The organism is Curtobacterium sp. MCBD17_035 (genome assembly GCF_003234815.2).
Classification (GTDB): domain Bacteria; phylum Actinomycetota; class Actinomycetes; order Actinomycetales; family Microbacteriaceae; genus Curtobacterium.
In genome coordinates this window covers 482,634-505,196 of record NZ_CP126279.1, presented here as the reverse complement: position 1 = coordinate 505,196, position 22,563 = coordinate 482,634, and the positions used below count along the sequence as shown (strand labels likewise).

Annotated in this window: 19 protein-coding genes; 4 read left to right on the top strand and 15 right to left on the bottom strand. The window is 72.4% G+C overall.

The window, feature by feature from the left end:
• Positions 1 to 19: 19 nt before the first annotated feature.
• The 6 genes from DEI93_RS02425 to DEI93_RS02400 all read right to left on the bottom strand — a co-directional run bounded on the left by DEI93_RS02425 (position 20) and on the right by DEI93_RS02400 (position 8,874).
• A complete protein-coding gene (locus tag DEI93_RS02425; RefSeq protein ID WP_111009666.1) occupies positions 20 to 673 on the bottom strand; it encodes a response regulator transcription factor in 654 nt (217 codons plus the stop codon).
• Between the two features lie 182 nt (positions 674 to 855).
• On the bottom strand, positions 856 to 3,024 hold the full coding sequence (locus DEI93_RS02420) for an ATP-dependent Clp protease ATP-binding subunit (RefSeq protein WP_111009667.1): 2,169 nt from the start codon (positions 3,022 to 3,024) through the stop codon (positions 856 to 858).
• Between the two features lie 73 nt (positions 3,025 to 3,097).
• Entirely contained in the window at positions 3,098 to 4,609 is a 1,512-nt protein-coding gene (locus DEI93_RS02415; RefSeq protein ID WP_111119764.1) for an MFS transporter, read from the bottom strand.
• Positions 4,606 to 5,457, bottom strand: coding sequence for an SDR family oxidoreductase (locus tag DEI93_RS02410; protein WP_111119700.1), 852 nt, complete (start codon positions 5,455 to 5,457; stop codon positions 4,606 to 4,608). Before DEI93_RS02410 ends, DEI93_RS02415 begins: the two co-directional genes overlap by 4 nt.
• 177 nt (positions 5,458 to 5,634) lie before the next feature.
• Positions 5,635 to 5,910: a twin-arginine translocase TatA/TatE family subunit gene (gene tatA, locus DEI93_RS02405; RefSeq protein WP_111119763.1), complete on the bottom strand. Its 276-nt coding sequence runs from the start codon at positions 5,908 to 5,910 to the stop codon at positions 5,635 to 5,637.
• A 147-nt stretch (positions 5,911 to 6,057) separates the two neighbouring features.
• A complete protein-coding gene (locus DEI93_RS02400; protein ID WP_181436027.1) occupies positions 6,058 to 8,874 on the bottom strand; it encodes a glycoside hydrolase family 2 protein in 2,817 nt (938 codons plus the stop codon).
• Between the two features lie 247 nt (positions 8,875 to 9,121).
• On the opposite strand from DEI93_RS02400, the gene DEI93_RS02395 reads away from it, so the two are divergent.
• The 3 genes from DEI93_RS02395 to DEI93_RS02385 all read left to right on the top strand — a co-directional run bounded on the left by DEI93_RS02395 (position 9,122) and on the right by DEI93_RS02385 (position 11,710).
• Positions 9,122 to 9,547 (top strand): pilus assembly protein CpaE, encoded by a 426-nt coding sequence (locus DEI93_RS02395; RefSeq protein WP_111012416.1) that lies wholly within the window; start codon positions 9,122 to 9,124, stop codon positions 9,545 to 9,547.
• A 195-nt stretch (positions 9,548 to 9,742) separates the two neighbouring features.
• The gene (locus DEI93_RS02390; protein ID WP_111119698.1) at positions 9,743 to 10,609 is read left to right on the top strand and encodes an aldo/keto reductase; all 867 of its coding nucleotides are present in this window, start codon (positions 9,743 to 9,745) and stop codon (positions 10,607 to 10,609) included.
• 153 nt (positions 10,610 to 10,762) lie between these two features.
• Entirely contained in the window at positions 10,763 to 11,710 is a 948-nt protein-coding gene (locus tag DEI93_RS02385) for a hypothetical protein (RefSeq protein ID WP_111119697.1), read from the top strand.
• Positions 11,711 to 11,860: 150 nt separating this feature from the next.
• Here DEI93_RS02385 and DEI93_RS02380 read toward each other — a convergent pair whose 3' ends face one another.
• The 9 genes from DEI93_RS02380 to DEI93_RS02340 form a co-directional block, all read right to left on the bottom strand.
• Positions 11,861 to 13,009: a class I SAM-dependent methyltransferase gene (locus DEI93_RS02380; protein ID WP_111012250.1), complete on the bottom strand. Its 1,149-nt coding sequence runs from the start codon at positions 13,007 to 13,009 to the stop codon at positions 11,861 to 11,863.
• 39 nt (positions 13,010 to 13,048) lie between these two features.
• Positions 13,049 to 13,462, bottom strand: a complete 414-nt coding sequence (locus DEI93_RS02375; protein ID WP_111009674.1) for a heat shock protein transcriptional repressor HspR — start codon at positions 13,460 to 13,462, stop codon at positions 13,049 to 13,051.
• 4 nt (positions 13,463 to 13,466) lie between these two features.
• Entirely contained in the window at positions 13,467 to 14,465 is a 999-nt protein-coding gene (locus tag DEI93_RS02370; RefSeq protein WP_111009675.1) for a DnaJ C-terminal domain-containing protein, read from the bottom strand.
• A gap of 104 nt (positions 14,466 to 14,569) precedes the next feature.
• Positions 14,570 to 15,277 carry a nucleotide exchange factor GrpE gene (locus DEI93_RS02365; protein WP_111009676.1) on the bottom strand — a complete coding sequence of 236 codons (708 nt, stop codon included), beginning with the start codon at positions 15,275 to 15,277 and terminating at the stop codon, positions 14,570 to 14,572.
• 3 nt (positions 15,278 to 15,280) lie between these two features.
• On the bottom strand, positions 15,281 to 17,140 hold the full coding sequence (gene dnaK / locus DEI93_RS02360) for a molecular chaperone DnaK (protein WP_111009677.1): 1,860 nt from the start codon (positions 17,138 to 17,140) through the stop codon (positions 15,281 to 15,283).
• Between the two features lie 166 nt (positions 17,141 to 17,306).
• A complete protein-coding gene (locus DEI93_RS02355) occupies positions 17,307 to 18,566 on the bottom strand; it encodes an ABC transporter permease (RefSeq protein ID WP_111119696.1) in 1,260 nt (419 codons plus the stop codon).
• A complete protein-coding gene (locus DEI93_RS02350) occupies positions 18,563 to 19,510 on the bottom strand; it encodes an ABC transporter ATP-binding protein (protein WP_258368529.1) in 948 nt (315 codons plus the stop codon). The genes DEI93_RS02355 and DEI93_RS02350 overlap by 4 nt, the downstream gene beginning before the upstream one ends.
• A 67-nt stretch (positions 19,511 to 19,577) precedes the next feature.
• A complete protein-coding gene (locus DEI93_RS02345; RefSeq protein WP_284158539.1) occupies positions 19,578 to 20,444 on the bottom strand; it encodes an alpha/beta fold hydrolase in 867 nt (288 codons plus the stop codon).
• A gap of 77 nt (positions 20,445 to 20,521) precedes the next feature.
• Complete coding sequence (locus DEI93_RS02340; RefSeq protein ID WP_111009680.1) at positions 20,522 to 21,226, bottom strand: GntR family transcriptional regulator; 705 nt, start codon at positions 21,224 to 21,226, stop codon at positions 20,522 to 20,524.
• 75 nt (positions 21,227 to 21,301) lie between these two features.
• Here DEI93_RS02340 and DEI93_RS02335 point away from each other — a divergent pair, with 75 nt between their 5' ends.
• The gene (locus DEI93_RS02335; RefSeq protein WP_111119694.1) at positions 21,302 to 22,489 is read left to right on the top strand and encodes an MFS transporter; all 1,188 of its coding nucleotides are present in this window, start codon (positions 21,302 to 21,304) and stop codon (positions 22,487 to 22,489) included.
• Positions 22,490 to 22,563 lie beyond the last annotated feature (74 nt).

The window sequence follows — 22,563 nt, the reverse complement described above, 5'->3', positions numbered from 1 at the left end:
GCGCGCCCCGACCCGGTCGTCACAGCGCGTACCCCTTGCCCGGCACCGTCCTGATCGGATCGGGCTCACCGAGCTTGCGGCGGAGCTTCGACATCGTCACGCGCACGGCGGACGTGAACGGGTCGACGTTGACGTCCCACACCTTCTCGAGCAGCTCCTCCGCGCTCACCAACCGGCCGTCGGCCCGGAGGAGGACCTCGAGCAGCCCGAACTCCTTGGGCGTCAGGTCGAGCGGGCGCCCGTCGCGGGTGGCCATGAGCCGGTTCGTGTCGAGCACGATCCCGTCGTGCCCGAGCACCGGCGGGGCAGCGGGGGCGCTCCGGCGGCCGAGCGCCCGCACCCGCGCGACGAGCTCCGGGTACTCGAAGGGCTTGGGCAGGTAGTCGTCGGCGCCGAGCTCGAGCCCGGCCACGCGGTCCGCCAGGGTCGTCGCGGCGGTCAGCATGAGCACCCGCGTGCACCCACCACGGGCGGTGCACCGACGAGCGACCTCGTCGCCGTGGAGGCCGGGCAGGTCGCGGTCCAGGACGACGACGTCGTAGTCGTTCACCGCCAGGAGTTCGTCCGCCTCGTCGCCGCGGAACACCACGTCGACGGTCATCCCCTGCCGTTCCAACCCACGGGCGATCAACTCGGCGAGGGACTGCTCGTCATCCACCACCAGCACCCGCATCCCGTGGAGGGTAGGGCCCCGGGTCCGGGATCCGCGCCTTCCGCGTACACGACATGGCGCTGCCCACGCGATGTCTCACCCGCCGGATCGCCGGGAGGCACAGTGTCGGTCACCCGCACCACGGACGGGAGGCGCGGCGTGCGTCCTCCGCACCCCGCGCCTCCCGTCCGTCCCGCCGAGCGCTACTCGACGAACTCCGGCACCACGAACGGCTCGACCGTCAGCGACTCGCCGTCGTCGGCGACGTCGACGCGGACGGTGTCGCCGTCGCGGACGTCGCCCGCCAGCAGTGCCCGGGCGAGCTGGTCGTCGATCTGCCGCTGCATGAGGCGACGCAGCGGCCGCGCGCCGTACACCGGGTCGTACCCGCGCTCCGCCAGCCAGGTCCGGGCCGAGGGCGTGACCGCGAGCTCGAGCCGACGGTCCGTGAGCCGCGTCGCGAGCCGGTCGACCGAGAGCGACACGATCTGACCGAGGTCGTCGGTCGTCAGCGCCTGGAACACGACGATGTCGTCGAGGCGGTTGACGAACTCCGGCCGGAACGCCTGCTGCACCATGGCGCGCACGGACTCCTCGCGCTCCGCGGCACCGAGCGACGGGTCGGTCAGGAACTGCGACCCGAGGTTCGACGTGAGCACGAGGATCGTGTTCCGGAAGTCCACCGTGCGGCCCTGACCATCGGTCAGACGGCCGTCGTCGAGCACCTGGAGCAGGACGTCGAAGACCTCGGCGTGCGCCTTCTCGACCTCGTCGAGCAGGATCACGGAGTACGGGCGGCGACGGACGGCCTCGGTGAGCTGGCCGCCGGCCTCGTACCCGACGTACCCGGGCGGGGCGCCGATGAGTCGCGCGACCGAGTGCTTCTCGCCGTACTCGCTCATGTCGATGCGGACGAGGGCCTTCTCGTCGTCGAACAGGAAGTCGGCGAGCGCCTTCGCGAGCTCCGTCTTGCCGACGCCGGTCGGGCCGAGGAACAGGAACGACCCGGTCGGGCGGTCGGGGTCGGAGATGCCCGCCCGGGACCGCCGGACGGCCTCGGACACGGCCGTGACGGCCTCGCGCTGACCGATGATCCGCTTGCCGAGTTCGGTCTCGAGGTGCAGGAGCTTCTCGGTCTCGCCCTGGAGCAGCCGCCCCATGGGGATGCCGGTCCACGCGGCGATGACGGCGGCGATGTCCTCGTCGGTCACACGGTCGTTCACCATCTGCGGACCGGCCGGCTCGTTGCGCTCGGCCTCCGCGAGTTCCCGCTCGATCACCGGGATCTCGCCGTAGAGCAGCCGGGAGGCCCGCTCCAGGTTGCCTTCGCGCTGGGCGCGCTCGGCCTGCATGCGGAGGTCGTCGAGCCGGGTCTTCAGTTCGCCGACGCGGTTCAGGGAGGCCCGCTCGAGCTCCCAGCGCTGCTGCAGTTCTGTCAGGCGCTCCTGCCGCTCCACGAGGTCGGCGCGGAGCTTCTCGAGGCGGTCCTTCGAGGCGTCGTCCTTCTCCTTCTTGAGCGCGAACTCCTCGAGCATGAGGCGGTCGACGCTCCGCTTCAGCTCGTCGATCTCGACGGGGCTCGAGTCGATCTCCATCCGGAGGCGCGACGCGGCCTCGTCGATGAGGTCGATGGCCTTGTCGGGCAGCTGCCGACCGGTGATGTAGCGGTCGCTCAGGGCCGCGGCGGCGACGAGGGCGGAGTCGGCGATCGTGACCTTGTGGTGCGCCTCGTAGCGCTCCTTGAGCCCACGGAGGATCGCGACGGTGTCCTCGACGCTCGGCTCACCGACGTACACCTGCTGGAACCGGCGTTCGAGCGCGGCGTCCTTCTCGATGTACTCGCGGTACTCGTCGAGCGTGGTCGCCCCGATCAGGCGGAGCTCACCGCGGGCGAGCATCGGCTTCAGCATGTTCGCGGCGGCCACGGAGCCCTCGCCCCCGCCGGCGCCCATGAGCGTGTGGAGTTCGTCGATGAACGTGATGACCTGGCCGTCGGAGTCGTCGATCTCCTTGAGGACGGCCTTGAGGCGCTCCTCGAACTCGCCGCGGTACTTGGCCCCGGCGACGAGCGCGGCGAGGTCGAGCGAGACGAGCCGCTTGTCCTTGAGGCTGTCGGCGACGTCACCGGCGACGATGCGCTGCGCGAGCCCCTCGACGACGGCGGTCTTGCCGACGCCGGGCTCGCCGATGAGCACGGGGTTGTTCTTGGTCCGGCGCGTGAGCACCTGCGAGATCCGGCGGATCTCCGAGTCGCGTCCGATCACCGGGTCGAGCTTGCCGCTCCGCGCGATCGCCGTGAGGTCGACGCCGTACTGCTCGAGTGCGGTCTTCTGCTGCTCTTGCGACGCGGGAGCGCCCTGCAGGTTGGCCATGGGGGCGTCCTTTCCTGTGGTCCTGATGTCCTGGTGCGGTGGTTCCGGCACCTTGAGTCCTGTTGACTCAAGTTTACTCCGACGGCACCGCGTCCGCCAGCGTCGGGCGATCGCGGCGCGGGTTCCTGATGCCGATCGCCGACACGGTGCCGCCCGCCACGAGCAACGCGGCCATGACGACGACCGCGCGGTGGAAGCCGGCCACGCTCATGCCGTCGGCGCCGAGCACGACCCCCGCCAGGGCCACGAGCACCAGGCTCGCGATCCGGGCGACCGCGTTGTTCACGGCCGAGCCGACACCCGCCCGCGTCTCCGCGACGGACCCGAGCACGGCGCTCGTCAACGGCGCCACCATGAGGGTCAACCCGACACCCATGAGGAGCATGCCCGGGAACACGGTCGCGAAGTACCGCGGGCGGTCCCCGGCGCCGAGCATGACCAGGACGCCGAGCCCCGCGAGCACCGGGCCGCCCGCCATGAACCACCGGGGCCCCGTGCGGCCGGACCACCGCCCGACCGTCGTGGAGAACCCGAGCAGCACGAGCGTCGGGGGCAGGGTGGCCACGCCCGCCAGCCAGGCGGAGAGCCCCCAGACCTCCTGCAGGAACAGCGTCACCGTGAACCCGGACAGGCCGAGCGCGCCGTAGACCGCGAGCGTCGTGAGGTTCCCGACCGTGAACGACCGGGCACGGAACAGGTCGAGGGGCAGCAACGGGGCCGCCACGCGGCGCTCCCACGGCACGAACACGGCGAGCGCCCCCACCCCGACGGCGAGTGCGACGACCACGAGCGGCGACGCCCATCCGAGGCGTTCCTGCTCGATGAGACCGAGGACGAGCGCCCCCACCCCGAGCACGGCGAGGCCGGCACCCACGACGTCGATCGCGGGCCGGTCCGTCGCGCGCACGTCCCCGGTGACCCGACGGACGAGCGGGATCGTCACCGCGATCGGCGCCGCCGTGAGGACGAACACCCAGCGCCAGCCGATCGAGTCCACCACGACCCCACCGATCACGGGCCCGGCGATGACCGACGCGCTCGACCACGCCGTCCACGTGCCGATCGCCCGGGCCCGTGCCGCACCCCGGTACGCGGCGATGACGAGCGCGAGCGAACTCGGCGTCACGAGCGCGCCCCCGACGCCCTGCACGGCCCGCGCGCCCACGAGCACGCCGCCCGTCGGGGCGATCGCACAGGCGACCGACGCGAGCCCGAACAGGACGAGTCCCCAGGTGACGACCCGGACCCGCCCGACGAGGTCGGACACCGAGCCCGCGACCAGGATGAGCGCCCCGAGGGTCACGAGGTAGGCGTCGACCGTCCACTGCTGCACGACGATCCCACCGCCGAGCTCCCGGCCGATCGACGGCAGGGCGACGTTCACGACGCTGCTGTCGAGGCCGACGACGAACGTGGCGAGGACCGCGACCACGAGCACGACGCGACGATCGCGGTGAAGCGGTGCCGGGCCTCCCGGCCGATCGGCGTCGACGCTGCCGGACGCGCCGGACGCGCCGGACGCGCCGGATCCGTCGGACGCGTCGGACGCGTCGGAGGCGCCGGATCCGCCGGCCCCGTCGGTCATCCGGCGGCCGGCTCGCCGGCGTGCGTCCCGCCCTGCGCAGCGAGCGACACCGGCTCCCACTCCACCCAGGTCCGCAGGCGGTCGGCGTAGAGCGTCTTGACGAGGTGCGTCGGCTGCTCCCCGAACAGCACCCGCAGGGGCTTGTCGTCGGCGTCGACGATGCGGAGCAGCGCCGCCCCGGTCGCCGTGGGGTCACCCCGGCCGGCACTCGCGGCGGTCCGCCCCGCGAGGACCTGCTCACGGAGCCCGTCGTACGCCGGCAGGGGCGCGGAGTGCCGGGCGCTCGACCCGGCCCAGTCCGTCGAGAACCCGCCGGGCTCGACGAGCGTCACGTCGACGCCGAAGCCGCGCACCTCCTGCGCGAGGGCCTCGGTCAGCCCCTCGAGCGCCCACTTCGACGCGTGGTACGCCCCGATCATCGGGAACGCCGCGATGCCGCCGATCGTCGAGATCTGCACGATGTGACCGGAGCCCTGCGCCCGCAGGATCGGGAGCACCGCCTGTGTCACGTGCAGCACCCCGAACAGGTTCGTGTCGAGCTGGTCCTGGAGCTCGGCGTCGGTGAGCTCCTCGACGAACCCGAAGTGGCCGTACCCGGCGTTGTTGACCACCACGTCGAGGCGTCCGAATCGTTCGTGCGCGCGGCGGACCGCGTCGTCGACCTGTGCGCGGTCGGTGACGTCGAGCGTCAGCGGCAGGACCGCGTCGCCGTAGGCGGCCACCACGTCGTCGAGCGTCGCCGCGTCGCGCGCCGTCGCCGCGACCCGGTCACCGCGCCCCAGGGCGGCGAGGGCGAACTCACGGCCGAGTCCGCGGGACGTGCCCGTGATGAACCACACCTTGCCCATGGGGGCCTCCTCTCGGCGCCCACGCGTCGGGCACCGCCACCGACGCTATCCCCGGGAACGACGAGACCGCCGCGCCTCACAGAGGCTGCGGCGGTCTCGGTCCCGGGGCTGGGAGTCCTCCGGCGGTGCCGGTGGGGCAGAGCAGCGGGCCGCGCGCGGCGACCCGGACGCGGTGTCTCAGACGCGGTGGTCCGACTGCGGCTGGACCGACGGGGTCGGGTTGAGGACCGGCTCCTGCTGCACGGTCGGCTGCGTGGTGCCGGCCTGCGGCGCCGCCGTCGCGGTCGTGGTCGTCGTGGTCGGAGCGTCGTGGTTGGTCTCCATCTCCTTCTTGAAGATGGTGATCGACTGCCCCAGACCCTTGGCGAGGGCCGGCAGCTTCGTCGCACCGAACAGCAGCACGATGATGCCGAGGATGATGATCAGGTGGATGCCGGTGAGGCCCTGGAACATGATGTCCACTCCTTGTCTGGAACTCGTCGGGAGCGCATCGCCGTCGAAGCGACCCCGGGGAGTCCGTGATGCTCCATGGTAACGCCGCCTCGCCCGGAAGCCCAGTGGCACCGGGATGCTCTCAGGACAGGCTCGGTGCCGCCCGGGCTAGCGGGTACTGGCGGCCGCGGCCTCGTCCGCGAGCACCCGGTCGAGCGTGAGCAGCACGGGCGCCCGCACGAGCTCGGCGCTCCGGTCGGCCCGGACGCCGTCGAGCCGGAAGGGCACGCGCTCCCCCGGCAGCAGCGTCATGAACCCGCGGTCGACGCGGCCCGTCGGACTCACCCGGTCGGGCTGGACGAGCAGGTCGCGGACGAGCCCCTGCGCCTCGACCGTGAGCACCGACCCCGACGCGGCGTCCTCGACCCACACGCGGTACTCGGCCGGCCGCCAGTGCATCTCCTGGTCCGGCAGGGGCGTCCACACCGCCCGGCGCCAGTCCATGTCCGCCACGATGAGCTCCTCGGCGGGGTCGTCGACGACACCGACGTGGTCGGGCACCGCGAGCCGCAGCACGCCCGGTCCGGCGAGCTCGACCGGCAGGACGACCTCTTGCAGGATCCGTCCGGACATGTCGATCCGTCGCACCCGCACCGTGGTCGTCAGTCCCCGCCGGGAGGACCGGATCGCGATCTCGACGGGCACGCGGCGGTCCGCCTCCCGGTCGCGTCGTCGTCCGCGCACGGTCCCGGGGTCGATGACCGCGGTGTCCGCGAGGTCCCCGAGGGCCTCCTCGTCGCTGCCGACCGTCGGACGGCCCGGCTCGGTGGCGGGGTCGGCCGCCCCGGGGACGGGGAGGGACAGGGTCGCGGGGTGCGCGCCTCCCGGGTCGGCGGCACGGTCCCGTCCGTCGAGGGGCCGGTCCCGCTCCCCCGCCGCGGGTGGCTCGATCGGCACGATCGCCAGGAGCACGTCGTCGTACAGGCGGCGCAGCTCGTGGAACAGGGGCTTCGGACGTCCGGCGCCGTCGACGGCCGACCACGACGCGACCGGCCACAGGTCGTTGAGCTGCCACACCACGACGCCCGTGTTGTGCGGCCAGTGCGTGCGCCAGTGCTCCACACCCGTCGCGATGGCCCGGGTCTGCTGCAGCTGCGTCAGGTAGTGCCAGCGGTCGAACACGTCGTCGGTGTCGCCCTGCGGCACGGGGAACCGCGGCGCGAGGCCACGGGCGAGCTTGCCCATGCCGTCCTCGGCCTTCTGGTGGTGCACCACGCCGGGCGACGTCGGGGTCATCGGGTCGTCGTCGACGGCCTCCCGGATCGTCCGCCACTGCGGGGGTGCCTGCCAGCCGAACTCGCTGACGAACCGCGGCACGCTGTCGCGGTAGTGCTCGTCGCCGATCTGGTTCCAGACCTGCCACGAGTGGTGGGTCTCGTGGTCGACGTCGTTCGCGTACACGCGCTCGTCGCCGGACCAGGGGCTCGCCGCCGTGTAGAAGCGCGACGGGTCCACCGCGTCGACGATGGTCGGCAGCAGGTCCAGGTAGTAGTCGAGGCCCCACGGTCGGTCACCGAGCTCCGCCGCCCAGCCCATGTCGTCGTGGAGCCAGATGTTCTCGTTGTTGCCGTTCCAGACGACCAGGCTCGGGTGCCGGCTCAGGCGCGCCACGTTGTCCCGGGCCTCGGCGATGACCTCGGAGCGCATGGGCTCGCCCTCGGGGTACGCGGAGCAGGCGAACAGGAAGTCCTGCCACACGAGCAGGCCCCGGGCGTCGCACTCCTCGTAGAAGTCCCGCGACTCGTACACGCCGCCGCCCCACACCCGCACGAGGTTCGCGTTGCACGCCGTCGCCTGGGCGAGCCGCGCGGCGTACCGGGCACGGTCAACCCGGGACACGATGACGTCGTCGGGGATCCAGTTCACCCCGCGCACGTCGATCGGCACGCCGTTCACCACGATCGTGAACGGGCGGCCGGTGGCGTCGGGCTCGGTGTCGACCCGGAGGGACCGGAAGCCCGTCCGGAACACGTCGCGGTCGAGGACCTCGCCGTCGGTGGTCTGCACCTGCACCTCGACGTCGTACAGCGCCTGCTCGCCGTACCCCCGGGGCCACCAGAGCCGCGCGTCGGGGATCCGGACCGTCACGACGGCCTCGTCCTCCTTCGGTGTCACCGTCACCCGCGACCGCTGCTTCGTGTCGTGCCCGGACACCGTGACGACGAGCACGAGGTCGTCGTCCTCACCGTCGTGGTCGCGGTCCGCCGTCGTCGCACCGGCCGGCGTCGGACCGGAGCGTTCGATCGCGATGTGCGCGTCGAGGACGCCCTCGCCCGCCTCGACGTCGACGAGTGGACGAACGTCGCGCAGCCGGGCGGTCGACCAGCGCTCGATCGCGATCGGCCGCCAGGGTCCGCTCGTCACGCACGTCAGGCCCCAGTCCCAGCCGAAGTTCGACGCCATCTTCCGCACGTACGCGAACGGCTCGTCGTAGGGGCCGGGCATGCTGCCGAACCGGTCCGCCATGCGCTCGGTCTCGCGGTAGGGCGACTCGAACAGGATCTCGAGCTCGCGGTCCGTGCGTTCGTTCGTGCCCCCGGTCCGGTCCCGCAGGTCGAACCGGTAGCGCCGGTGCATGTTCCGTGTCGACCCGATCGACACGCCGTCGAGGGACAGCGACGCCACCGTGTCGAGACCGTCCGCGACGAGGTCGACCCGGTCGTGTCCGCGCGGGTCGACGTCGATCCGCCGCCGGTACGCCCAGTCGGCCTGGCCGACCCAGCGCACGAGCTCCTCGTCGCGGTTGCGCGTCGGGTCGGGCACGAGGCCCACACGCTCCAGGTCCGTGTGGATCTGCCCCGGCACCGTCGCCGGGATCGCCGTGCCGCGGACCCCTGCCGGGAGGCCCGTGGGCACCCCGCTCGTGGCGTCCTCCGCGAGCATGGCGGTCCAGTCGGTTCGCAGTTCCTCGCGTTCGAGGGTCATCTGGGTCCTTCTCTCGGCCCCGCGCTGCGGTGCCGGCGGTCGGGACACGGTGCGGCATCGGCCGCGTCGGGCCCCCACCGCTCCGGTCGTCGTCACCTTGCGGCGCGGTCCCCGGACCTCCCGGGGACGCCGCCTTGAGCTGCGACGGAATGTTAGTCCCTGCGTCCACGACACTCCGTCAGACTCCGTGTACCGGCGGTCGGCAGCACCCGAGTCCGGATCCACCACCGCGTGGCATGGTGGAGCCATGATCAGCGTCGACCTGGCCCGGACCCTGCGCGAGGCGGGACTCCGGTGGCACCCCGAGACCGGGGACCGCTTCGTCATCGACAAGCCCGGGGTCGACGACGACGTCTACACCGTGTCCGAGATGACGATCGAGAAGCACGAGTACCCGAGCGGCACGATCCTCGGCTTCAACGGCACGACCGAGTGGGCACTCGACTCCGTGGCGGCCGACGACGCACTCTGGATCCCGCGCGAGGACCAGCTCCGGACGCTGCTCGGGCCGGCGTTCGTGGGGCTCACGCGCATCGAGACCGCGGACCGGGGCGTCGTGCACACCGTGACCTGCCGCATCGACGACGTCGAGCGGACCTTCGCCGCACCGGACGCCGCGACGGCCTACGGCGAGGCGCTGCGCTCCTACATCACGGCCTCGCTGGCCATCTGAGGGACCGGGCCCGATCACCGGGCGGGAGGCGGGCCTCCCGCCCGGACCTGCCGCGGGCGGTGCCGGGCCTCCCGGCCGGACCGGACCTGCCGCGGGCGGTGCCGGGCCTCCCGGCCGATCCCAGCCGGACGTTCCCGGAGCGTCCGCTCGGAGCGGGGTGTTGACTCGACGGGTGCCGTTCGGCACGGGTGCCGCATGGCACCACGACCCAGACCAAGGAGCACCGTGACCAGCACCGTTCCCGACATCACCCTGAACGACGGCCGCACCATTCCGCAGCTCGGCTTCGGGGTGTTCCAGATCCCCGCGGAGCAGACCAAGGAGGCGGTGCTCACCGCCCTCGAGGTCGGCTACCGCCACATCGACACGGCCGAGATGTACGGCAACGAGAAGGAGGTCGGCGAGGCCGTCGCCGCATCGGGGATCCCCCGTGAGGAGATCTTCATCACCTCGAAGCTCAACAACGGGTTCCACGCTCCCGACGCCGCGCTCGAGAACGGCAAGAAGTCGGCCGAGCTGCTCGGTGGCTACATGGACCTGTTCCTCATCCACTGGCCGCTGGCGACCGTGATCGACTTCGTGCCGACGTGGAAGGCGCTCGAGGAGCTCTACCACGCGGGGACGTCCCGCTCGATCGGCGTCTCGAACTTCCAGGCGCACCACCTGCACCGTCTGCGCGACGAGACGACGGTCACCCCCGCGGTGAACCAGATCGAGGTACACCCCTACCTCGTGCAGGACCCGCTGCGTGCGGCCGACAGCGAGCTCGGGATCGCCACCGAGGCGTGGTCCCCGATCGCGCAGGGCCTCGTGCTCGACGACCCGACGATCACCCGCATCGCCTCGGCCCTCGACAAGACGCCCGCGCAGGTCGTGCTCCGCTGGCACATCCAGCGCGGCGACATCGTGTTCCCGAAGTCGGTCACCCGATCCCGCGTCGAGGAGAACTTCGCCCTGTTCGACTTCGAGCTCTCGGGCGAGGACATGACCGACATCACGTCGCTCGACAAGGGGCAGCGGACCGGGCCGGACCCCGACACGTTCGACTACGTGCCCGCCTGAGGGCCGGCGCGCGCGGCTCCGCTCGCCGGGGTGCGCGTGACAACGACAAGTGCGCGGTCGTCTGACCGCGCACTTCGTCGTTCCGGCGCGCACTGCACGCCCGCCCTGTGGAGAGCGCCAGTGCGACGACGCCGAGACCGGGAGCATCGGCAGATGCTCGAACTCATCCGCGTCGACGTCCGCACCCCGCCGGACGTCGCTCGCTCGCTGCAACGCGCCGCCCTGCCGGCACAGCCGGGAGGCACGGCGCGGGAACCGACGCTGGTCCGGCTCCTCCGCGGAACCTACGTCCACCGGGACGCGTGGGAGCGCCTCGACGAGCGTGGGCGGCACCTCGTCCGAATCGCGGCCGTCGCGCCGACACTCGGGGAACGCCGGATCGTCGCGCACTGCTCGGCCGCCGCGGTCCACGACTGGTCGGTCCTCGGCGGGTGGCCGGACCGGGTCGCACTCACCGAGCCGGACCGGGTCCGCAGCGAGACCCGCCGCCGCTCCGTCGTGCTCCACCCCACCACGTCCACCGACAGCATCGCCGTCACGGTGCTCGGCCACCTGGTGCGCGCGAGCAGCCCCACCGTCACGGCCGCCGACCTCGCCCGCACCATGGCCTTCCGCTCGTCGGTGATCGTGCTGGACCAGGCGCTCCGGCGGGGCCTCGACCGTCGGTCCGTCCTCGCACTGGTCGACTGCGCGGGGCCTCGCGGGGCGGCACGAGCCACTCGGGCGATCGCGTTCGCCGATGCCCGAGCGGAGTCCGTCGGCGAGAGCCTGATGCGGGTCGTGCTGCACGAACTCGGCGCACCGACGCCCGTGCTCCAGCACGAGTTCCGTTCCCCGCGCGGCAGCCTCGCCCGTGTCGACTTCTGGTTCCCGGACCAGGGCGTCGTGCTCGAGTTCGACGGCGAGGGGAAGTACCGCGATCCGGCACTCCGTGGCGGCCGGAGCGCCGAGCAGGTCGTCATTGACGAGAAGTACCGGGAGGACTGGGTGCGGGCGCTGCCCGAGGTCCGAGCCGTCCGCCGCGTTCGGTGGGCGGAGCTCTTCCGGCGCCATGACCTCGCGCGCAAACTGCTCGGTGCTGGGCTACCGCTGCGACCATGACCGGCGAGAGTGCGCTCGCCCGCGACGAGTGCGCGCGAGAGTGCGCTCGCCGCGACGAGTGCGCGCGAGAGTGCGCTCGCCCGCGACGAGTGCGCGCGTCAACGACGGCGCAGTTGTCGCTGGGGCGCGCAAGCGAGGCGACGGACGAGCTCAGCGGCGCGTCGAGGCCGTCACCGTGAACTTCGGGGTGCGCGTGACCTGCCGGGTCGGCCCCACGAGCCGCTCCAGGATCGGGCGGTAGCGCAGGTGCGAGTTCCAGACGACCCAGAGCTCGCCGCCCGGGCGGAGGACCGTGGCCGCGTGCCGGAACATCTCCACCGCGACGTCCGTGGTCACCGCGGTCTCGTCGTGGAACGGCGGGTTGCACAGCACGAGGTCGGCGCTCTCGTCGTCGAGCTCGTCGCCGGCGTCGGACCGCACCGTCGTCACCCGGTCGCCGACCCCCGCGAGGTCCGCCGTCAGCCGCGCCGAGGTCACGGCCGACGTGGCGACGTCGGTCGCGACGACGTGCACCCCACGCCGACGGCGCGCGACCGCGGTCGCGATCACACCGCTGCCGCACCCCAGGTCGACCACGTCCCGGGCGCCGGGCACCGCTTCGTCGACCACGTCGAGCAACACCCGCGTGCCCTGGTCGAGCGCGGTGCCCGCGAACACCCCGCCGTGCGCGGCGACCGTGAACCCGAGTTCGTCCGAGAACACCCGTCGGGGCCACGGGTCCGTGATCGAGGCCCGGTTCGCCGCGGCCCGGAGCGGGTCCGTCGCGACGAGCAGGCGGGAACGGTGGCGCCCCCGGCTCGCCGTGACGTCACCGAACGAGCGGCGGAGGACGTCGTTCTGCGACAGCGTCATGTACTTCGTCCGGCCCCCGGCCAGGAGCACGACGTCGGGAGCGGCGAACCGCGCCACCGATCGGGCGATCTCGTCGAGCCGGTCGAGCGACTTCGGCAGGCGGAACAGCACGAGGCGCGCGTCCTCGAAGGCCTCCTCGTCGTTCTGCGGGTGCTGGAAGCCGCCCCGGCCGAACGTGCCGGCGTTGGCGGCGAGGGCCCGCTCCCCCACGAGCGAGTCCTGCAGGACGCGGACCTCGCTCGCGCCGTGCAGAGCGATCACACCGAGGGTGAGCACCCCGAACTGGTCGTCGACGACGGTGACGGCGCCGGGGTGCCGGAGCGCGTCGCCGTGGATGAGCGGCGCCTCGTCGAGCATGAACCGGTCGGTGCCGTCGATCGCCATGAGATCGGGCTCCTCGACCTCCGGGAAACGCCGGAAGTGGTCCACGAAGTCGAACGAGGGCATCGTGGGAGGCTACCGGGCGGCGCTGGGAACGCCGGGGCCTCAGTCCCCCCGGGGACGCCAGAGCACGACGGCCGTGTTGCGCTCCGGCCGGGACCCCGCACGGAGCGGCACCGCGCCTCCGGTCATGGTGGCCGCGAAGATCCGTGCGCCGGGACGGCTGATGAGCTCGTCGGCGAGTGCGCTCTCGAGCTCGCGGACCCGGGCGCGGAGCGCGGTGTTCTCGTTCTCGAGGTCGATCACGCGGCGGATGCCCTCGAGGCTGACGCCCTCGGCGCCGAGCCGGGCGACCTCGCGCAGCTGCGTGACGTCGCGCATGGAGTACCGGCGGGACCCACCCCGCGTCCGCTGCGGCACGACCAGCCCGAGCCGGTCGTACTGCCGCAGCGTCTGCGGGTGGAGCCCCGCCAGTTCCGCCGCCATCGCGATCGCGAGGACCGGCGAGTACTCGTCCATGGCCTCAGGACTCCCGGGCGCGCGCGATCAGGTCGTCGCGCGGGTTCTCGGCCGGGAGGGCCGTGGCGAGTGCCTCCACCGCCTCGCGTGCCGACGGGGTCAGGTGGGACGGCACGGCGACCTGGACGGTCGCGAGCAGGTCGCCCGTCCCGTTCTTCGTCGTCACGCCGCGGCCCTTGACGCGCAGGACGCGTCCGGACGGTGTCCCCGGAGCCACCCGGAGCTTGACCGGGCCGCCGCCGAGCGTCGGGACCTCGATGGTGGCGCCGAGCGCGGCCTCGACGAACGTCACGGGGACGTCGACGCGGAGGTTCAGCCCGTCGCGCTCGAACACCGGGTGCTTGCGGACCTGGACGGTCACGACGAGGTCGCCGGCCTCGCCACCGTCGGGGCTCGGCTCGCCTCGACCCTTGAGCCGGATCTTCTGGCCGTCGGCCACGCCTGCGGGGATGCGGACGTTGACGGGGCGTCCGGAGCCCTGCGTCAGCTTGACCGTGTCGCCCGCGATGGCGGTCGTGAAGTCGAGCGTGGTCGACGCGGTGACGTCGCGGCCCTTCGTCGGACCGCCGAACCCGCGGTAGCCGCCGGAGGACTGGCCGAAGCCACCGCCCCCGCCGAACATGCCGCCGAGGATGTCCTCGAAGCCACCGCCGCCGCCCTGGCCGAAGCGGACGCGCTGACCGCCGCCGCCCCCACCGAACATGCCGCCGAAGACGTCCTCGAAGCCACCGGCACCGCCCGGCGCACCCGCCGTGAAGCGCGCACCGGAGCCCATGGCGCGGATCTGGTCGTACTCGGCGCGCTGCTCCTTGTCGGAGAGCACGGAGTAGGCCTCGGAGATCTCCTTGAACTTCGCCTCAGCCGAGGCGTTGCCCGGGTTCGAATCCGGGTGGTACTGCCGCGCGAGCTTGCGGTAGGTCTTCTTGATGTCCGCGTCCGACGCGTCCTTGGAGACGCCGAGGACCGCGTAGAAGTCCTTGTCGAACCAGTCCTGACTGGCCAACCGACACCTCCTTCGTCATGTCGTCTCGGGGTCCCGGGGCGGGTCGCACCCGGAACCGGGGCGAGCGGGAGCCCACAGGGGCTCCCGCTCGCCGGGGTCGATCGTCAGGCGGGCACCGACACCGCGACCTTGGCGGCGCGGAGCACCCGCTCGCCGAGCTTGTAGCCCGGCTCGACGACGTCGGCGACGGTCTGTTCCGTCGCGCCCGGCGTCGGGAGCTGCACGATCGCCTCGTGGACCTGCGGGTCGAACTTCTCGCCCTTCTCGCCGATCGGGGTGAGGCCGAAGCGGTCGAACCCGCCGCGGAGCTTCGACGCGATGACCTGCATCGGGCCCTCGGCGAGGTCGCCGTGGGCCTCGGCGCGGTTGAGGTCGTCGAGTGCTGGGAGCAGCGCGCGCACGACCTCGGCGATCACGGCGTCGCGGTTGGCCTCGCGGTCGCGCTCGACGCGCTTCCGGAAGTTCACCAGCTCGGCCTGTGCCCGGAGCATGTCCGCGCGCATCTCGGCGACCAGGTCGCGCTCGTCGACGGTGAGTGTGTCCTCGCGGAGGCCGCGGGCCGCGTCGTCGAGCAGTGCCTGGTCCTCCGGGCTCAGCTCGACGTCGGCGTCCTCGGCGTCCACCAGGTCCTCGGTGCCGTCGACGTCTGCCGTGCCGCCGTCCTCGGACGTCTGGCCGGGGGTGCCGGCGGGGGCGTCGTCCGCCCCCGCCGCCGACTCCGACCGCAGCTCGCCCGTCTCGGGGTCGATCCGCCGCTTGTCGCGGACGATCGGCTCCTCGTGTTCGTTCTCGTTGCGGTTCTCGTCTGCCATGGGTTACTTCTTGTCGTCCTCGTCGTCCACGACCTCGGCGTCGACGATGTCCTCGTCGTCACCGGTCGCGGCACCGTCGGTCGCACCGGCGGCACCGGCTGCGTCGGCCTGCTGGCCCTGGGCGTAGATCGCCTGGCCCAGCTTGCTCTGCGACTCGTTCAGCTTGTCGAACGCGGACTTGACCGCCGCGTCGTCGTCGCCGTTGAGCGCGGACTTGAGCGCGTCGACGTCACCCTGGACCTCGGACTTGACGTCCGCCGGGAGCTTGTCGTCGTTCTCCTTGATGAGCTTCTCGATCGAGTAGGCGAGCTGCTCGGCCGAGTTGCGGGTCTCCTGGGCCTCACGACGCGCCTTGTCCTCAGCCGCGTGCTCCTCGGCCTCGCGGACCATGCGCTCGATGTCGTCCTTGGACAGCGACGAGCCGCCCGAGATGACCATCGACTGCTCCTTGCCGGTGCCCTTGTCCTTCGCGGACACGTGCACGATGCCGTTGGCGTCGATGTCGAACGTGACCTCGATCTGCGGGATGCCGCGCGGGGCCGGTGCGATGCCGGTGAGCTCGAACGTGCCGAGCGCCTTGTTGTCGCGGGTGAACTCGCGCTCGCCCTGGAACACCTGGATCGCGACCGACGGCTGGTTGTCGTCGGCGGTCGTGAAGGTCTCGCTGCGCTTGGTCGGGATCGCGGTGTTGCGGTCGATGAGCTTGGTCATCGTGCCGCCCTTGGTCTCGATGCCGAGCGAGAGCGGCGTGACGTCGATGAGGAGGACGTCCTTGCGCTCGCCCTTGAGGACACCGGCCTGGAGCGCGGCGCCGACGGCGACGACCTCGTCCGGGTTGACGCCCTTGTTCGGCTCCTTGCCACCGGTGAGCTGCCGCACGACGTCGGCCACGGCCGGCATGCGGGTGGAGCCACCGACGAGCACGACGTGCGCGATGTCGGAGACCTTGACCCCGGCCTCGCGGATGACGTCGTTGAACGGCTTCTTGGTGCGGTCGAGCAGGTCGGAGGTCATCTGCTCGAACTGCGCGCGCGAGATGGTCTCGTCGAGGTTGAGGGGGCCGTCGCTCGTCAGCGTGAGGTACGGGAGCTGGATGCTCGCGCTCATCTGGGAGCTGAGCTCCTTCTTCGCCTGCTCCGCGGCCTCCTTGAGGCGCTGGCGCGCGATCTTGTCCGTGGACAGGTCGACACCGTGGGCGTCCTTGAACTTCTTGACGAGGTGGTCGACGATCCGGGCGTCCCAGTCGTCACCACCGAGGCGGTTGTCACCGGCGGTGGCGCGGACCTGGATGGTGGAGAAGTCGTCGTCCTTGCCCACCTCGAGCAGGGAGACGTCGAACGTGCCGCCACCGAGGTCGAAGACGAGGATGAGCTCGTCCTCCTTGCCCTTGTCGAGGCCGTACGCGAGCGCCGCGGCGGTGGGCTCGTTGATGATGCGGAGCACGTTGAGGCCGGAGATCTCACCGGCCTCCTTCGTGGCCTGCCGCTCGGCGTCGTTGAAGTACGCCGGCACCGTGATGACGGCGTCGGTGACGTCCTCGCCCAGGTACTGCTCCGCGTCGCGCTTGAGCTTGCCGAGGATGCGCGCCGAGATCTCCTGCGGGGTGTACCCCTTGCCGTCGACGTCGACCTTCCAGTTCGTGCCCATGTGGCGCTTGACCGAGGCGATGGTGCGGTCGACGTTCGTGACGGCCTGCCGCTTGGCGGTCTCGCCGACGAGGACCTCGCCGTCCTTCGTGAACGCCACGATCGACGGCGTGGTGCGCATGCCCTCGGCGTTCGCGATGACGGTGGGCTCACCACCCTCGAGGACCGAGACGACCGAGTTGGTCGTTCCGAGGTCGATGCCTACTGCACGTCCCATGTGTTGGGTCTCCTTCTGTTGGTGCTGGCCCTGCCGTCACGGCGGGACCGATGGAAGTCGTCGCAGGACTTGCGCCTGCTGGACTCAACTTTACTCACCACCAGCTGGACGTCAAGTCCACGTGCCAGAAGTTGCGTCGACCCGACGCAAGTCCATGTGTGGCCGGTCAGGAGGCCGAGGACGAGTCCGTCGGTCGGCGCGCAGACCGCCAGGACCGCACCTGCCGCAGCGTCACCTTGCTGCCGTACTGCGCGACGGAGTGCCGGAAGAGGAACACCGCGAAGCGGAGGACGAGGAACGCCGCCACGTAGAGCTCGACGACGCACACCACCGACGCGACCGGGTCCAGGGTCCCCATCGCGTTCCGGAGCATCGCGGTGACCGGCGTGAACGTCGGGAAGTACGTGAACACCGCCGTCACCGGGGACGTCGGGTTCGTCAGCACGAAGAAGACCGCGTACACGGGGATGAGCACCGAGAACAGCGCCACCGACTGCAGCGCACTGGCGTCCTTGATGGTCGGTACCGCGGCGCCGACCGTCACGAACAGGCTCGACGCCAGGAGCACGCCGCCGACGAGCAGCAGCGCCCCGACGAGCATCCGCCACGGGTCGACGGGGATCGGCCCGAACCGCGCCGCCAGCACGGGCAGGACGACCCCGATCGTCGCGAGCGACGGCACGAGGAACACGGCGAGCTGCACGAGCACGACGAGCAGCATCGCGATCACCTTGCCGCGGACGAGCACGGTCGCGTCGAGCGTCGTCAGGATCATCTCGGAGATGCGGTTCTCCTTCTCCTCGACCACGACCGTGACCATGCGCGCCGCCAGCAACAGCACGAGCGCGAAGAACGCCGCCGCGAACACCATCGGCGGGAGCGCGGACGCCCATCCGGGGGCGACGTGTCCGTGCGCGTAGGCGGTGACGTTCGTGGCGGGAGTCCCCCGCAGGAGCCGGACGGCCTCCGGGTCGTGCACGCGTGCGGCGACGCTCGCGTGCAGGACCTTCGTCGCCGTGTTCGCGTACTTCTGGTTGCCGAAGAGTCCGGCGTCGCGTGCCGCGACCTCGATCGTGCCCGTCGCCGGGTCGGCCGGGAACTCGACGAAGGCGTCGAGCGTGCCGGCACGGACGCGGGCGACCGCCGCCCGCGCGTCGGACGTGGGCGTGCCTCCCCACCGTGCCGCGACCCGTTCCGAGACGAGACCCGAGTGGTCGACGTACGTGAACGGGACCTTCGTCGCCGCACCGATGCTCGTGACGGAGTCGGCTCCGGCCGCGTTGCCCGCGCCCACGAGCAGCCCGACGACGACGATGAGCACGGGGAGCGCCAGCGTGCCGATCCAGAACGACGGCTTCTTGATGGTGCGGACGAACTCGAACCGGACGACGGTGCCCAACCGGCCGCTGCCGAACCGCCCGCTCACGCCCGGGCCTCCGCCGCGACCGGGGTGGGCACGGGCGTCTCGACACCGGCGTCGTGCCCGTAGACCTGCACGAAGATCTCGTCGAGCGGGATGCGCCGCATCTCGAACCCGGTCACGCCGATGCCCGCCGCGACGAGCGAGGCCAGGAGGTCCGCGCCGTCGGTCGGCTCGGTCGGCGCCAGGTCGGTCACGTGGCCCTCGCGCCGGATGACGCGGTAGCGCGGGCTCACGGGGACCTCGCGCTCGGCGTGCACGCGGGCGACGGCCCCGCCGAACAGGTCCTGCACCTCGGGGATCGACCCGTACGCCGCCGCGACGCCGTCTCGGAGGAGCAGGATCCGGTCGCAGAGCCGCTCGACCTCGTCCATGTGGTGCGTCACGAGGATGACGGTCGCGCCGTCGGCCCGGCGTTCGTCGACGAGGTCGAGCAGCAACCGCCGGTTCACCGGGTCCAGGCCCTTGGTCGGCTCGTCGAGGATGAGCAGCCGGGGCCGGTCCATGATCGTGATGCCGAGCTGGACCTTCTGCTGCTGACCGCCGGACAGCTTGTCGACGCGGAGCCGCCCCTTGTCGGCGAGCCCGACGCGCTCGAGGTACGCCTGCGACCACACGCTCGCGTGCCGCGACGTCATCCCCTTGAGCCGCGCGAAGTACGTCATGACGTCGAGGACGGTCTCCTTGCGGTAGAGCCCGCGGTCCTCGGGCAGGTACCCGACCCCGCCGCCTGCCGTGGCCCGGTAGCGGGCACCGTCGATCGTCAGGGACCCGGACGTCGGCTCGGTGATGCCGAGGAGCGCCCGGATCGTGGTCGTCTTGCCCGAACCGTTGCTGCCGAGCAGTCCGAAGGTCTCGCCCGCACCCACCTGGAACGACAGGCCGTCCACCACCGTGCGGTCGCCGAACCGCATCACGAAGTCGTCGACGGCGATCGCGGCACCGGACACGTGGCCTCCTCGGGTGGGGTCGCTGCCGAACCTACCCGGAAGGACCGGCGCTCCGTGCGTCCGGCGCTCAGGCGTCCGCGAGGAACCCGTCGAGCAGCCTCGCGGTCGCCTCCGGAGCCTCGACCGCCGGGCTGTGCGCGCTGTCCGGGATCACCGCGTACCGCGCGCCGAGCCGTTCGGCCATGTCGTGCTGCCACACCTGCGGCCACGCTGCGTCGTCCTGGCCGTGCGCGACGAGGGTCGGCAGCCCGGTGTCCCGGAGCGCCGCGGTGGTGTCGTCGGGCAGCTCGAGGATCGCGGCCGTCGTCGTGATGCCGACCGTGCTCGACCGGTCCATCCGCATGCGGGCGAACCGCGTCGCCTGGTCGAGGGCCGCGTCCGCGACGCCGATCGCGATCGGGTTCTGGGCGTCGAACAGCGCCCGGTTTCCCTGCTCCGCCGCCAGACGTCGAGCCAGGAACATCCGGTTCGGCCACCCGTGCGGCCCGGAGCACAACATCGTCACGGACCGGAACGCGCTCGGGCTCGCGATCGCCGCCGCCCGCGCGATCACACCGCCCAGCGAGTGCCCGAGCAGGTGCACGGGCGCGCCGTCGTCGACCAGGGCCGCGACCCGGACGACGTCGGCCGCTTCCTCGTCGAGCGTGTACGCAGCCGGGTCGGTGGGCGCCGCCGAGTCCCCCTGCCCCCGCCTGCTCATCGCGAGCACCGACCACCCCGCATCGCGCAGGAGCGGCACGAGCGGGCGGAAGTCCTCCTTCGACCCGGTGAACCCGGGCACGAGCAGGACGCTGCCGCGGCTCGGGCCGTCCGGCAGGCCGCGGTACGCGGTCAGCCGACCGACGGGCAGGTCGACCCCGACGACGTCGACGCCGTCGGGGGTGGGCAGGTCGCCGAACGGCGGGACGGTCTGGAGGCGGTGCACGCGACCCATGCTGCTCCTCCCGTCCGACGTCGGCCCGGAGACGCGGCGTCGGCCCGGAGACGCGGCGTCGGCCGGGAGGCGCGGCGTCAGTCGAGCGTGCTGCTCCCGACCACGGCCATGCCGGCGCCGCGCAGGCGGCGCCGCTCCTGCGCGATGAACGCCATGAGGCGGTCGTTCGTGCCGGAGACGTGGGCGGCGAGGAGCTCCGCGGCGCGGTCCGCGTCCCGCCTCGCCACGGCGTCGAGGATGGCGCTGTGCTCGTCCCACGCGGCGTCCCGGGCCTCGGGCGTGCGCACCTCGAGCCACCGGCTCCGTTCCAGGCGGGTCATCGCGTCGGCGATCGCCTCGGTGACGAACCGGTTGCCGCCGAGCGTGGCGAGGTCGAGGTGGAACGTGCTGCCGGCCTGCACACCGGCGGCCTCGTCGGGCGCCGGACGGAGGGTCTCGAGGTGCGCCCGGACCTCGGCGAGCGCCGCGTCCGTCGCGCGCTCCACCGCCAGACGGGCGGCGGCCGGCTCGAGCACGACGCGGAGTTCGGCGAGCGCTGCGATCTCGTCGAGGTCGATCGGCGTGACGGTCCACGACCGCCCCTCGTGCAGGATGAGGCCCTCGCGTTCGAGACGGGACAGCGCTGCCCGGACGGGCGTGCGTGAGGCGTGGAACCGGGCCTCCAGACCGCGTTCCGAGATCCGCTCGCCGGGCGCGATGCCGAGCGACAGGATCGCGGCCCGCAGGTTGTCGTAGAGCAGGGTGGTCTGCGACACGGGCGCGGCGTCGATCGGTGCGGTCACGGTCGGTCAGCGTAGCCGAGGGGCCCGCGCGATGGTATACCGTCTTGGTATACCAACGACTCGGGAGGCGGTGACATGGCGACGACGACGGTCACCACGACGAGGGCGTGGGTCATGCTCGCCCTCGGCGTCGCCGCACAGGCCGCGGGGACGCTCGTCGTCTCGGCGCCCGCGTTCCTCATCCCCCTCCTCACCCGGCAGGGCATGCCGCTCACGGCCGCGGGGTTCCTGGCCGGCGCGCCGACGTTCGGCATGGTCCTGACCCTCATCGCCTGGGGCGCCGTGACCGACCGACACGGCGAGCGCGTCGTCATCGCCGGGGGCCTGGTGCTCACCGCCCTCGCCACGACCGGCGCCCTGCTCGCCGCGGGGAACCCGGTCCTCCTCGGCGTCGCGTTCCTCGCCGCGGGGATGACGAGCGCCTCGACGAACGCCGCCAGCGGCCGCGTGGTCGTCGGCTGGTTCCCGAAGCACCGGCGCGGACTCGCGATGGGGATCCGTCAGATGTCGCAGCCGCTCGGGGTCACGCTCGCGGCGCTGACCGTCCCGACCATCGCCGGGAGCGCGGGAGTCCGGGCGGCGCTCGTGCTGCCGATCGCGCTCACCGCCGTGCTCGCCGTCTGCTGTGCGCTCGCCGTGGTGGATCCGCCGCGTCCGACCCGGGACGCCGCGGAGGTCGTGACGAACCCCTACCGCGAGTCCGCGTTCCTCTGGCGCATCCACGCCGTGTCCGTGTTGCTCGTCGTGCCCCAGTTCACGCTCTCGACGTACGGCCTCGTGTGGCTGACGCGGGACCTCGGCTGGAGCGCGCTCGCCGCCGGGGTGCTCGTCGGCGCGTCGCAGTTCGTCGGTGCGCTCGGGCGGATCGTCGTCGGGCTGTGGAGCGACCGTGCCGGGTCCCGCGTCGGACCCCTGCGCGTCGTGGCCGTGTCCGCCGCCGTCGTGATGGGCGTCCTCGCGGCCGTCGACGCGACGCACTTGGCCGCCGCCGCCGTGTTCCTCGTCGTGGCGACCGCCGTGACCGTGGCGGACAACGGGCTCGCGTTCACGTCCGTCGCCGAGGCCGCGGGGCCGCACTGGTCGGGTCGGGCGCTCGGGGCGCAGAACACGGGGCAGTTCGTGGCGGCGTCGGCGGTCGGACCCGGGGTCGGCGCCCTGGTCGGCGCGGTGGGGTTCGCCGGGAGCTTCCTCGTCGTCGCGGCGTTGCCCGTCGTCGCCCTGGCCCTCGTCCCGCGGAGGGACCGGGAGCACCGCCCGGCCTGACCGCCCGCTTCACCCTCCGCCTCCCGCCGCCTCCGTCCGCCTCCCTCCGCGAGATCGCAGTATTTGCCGCTCTG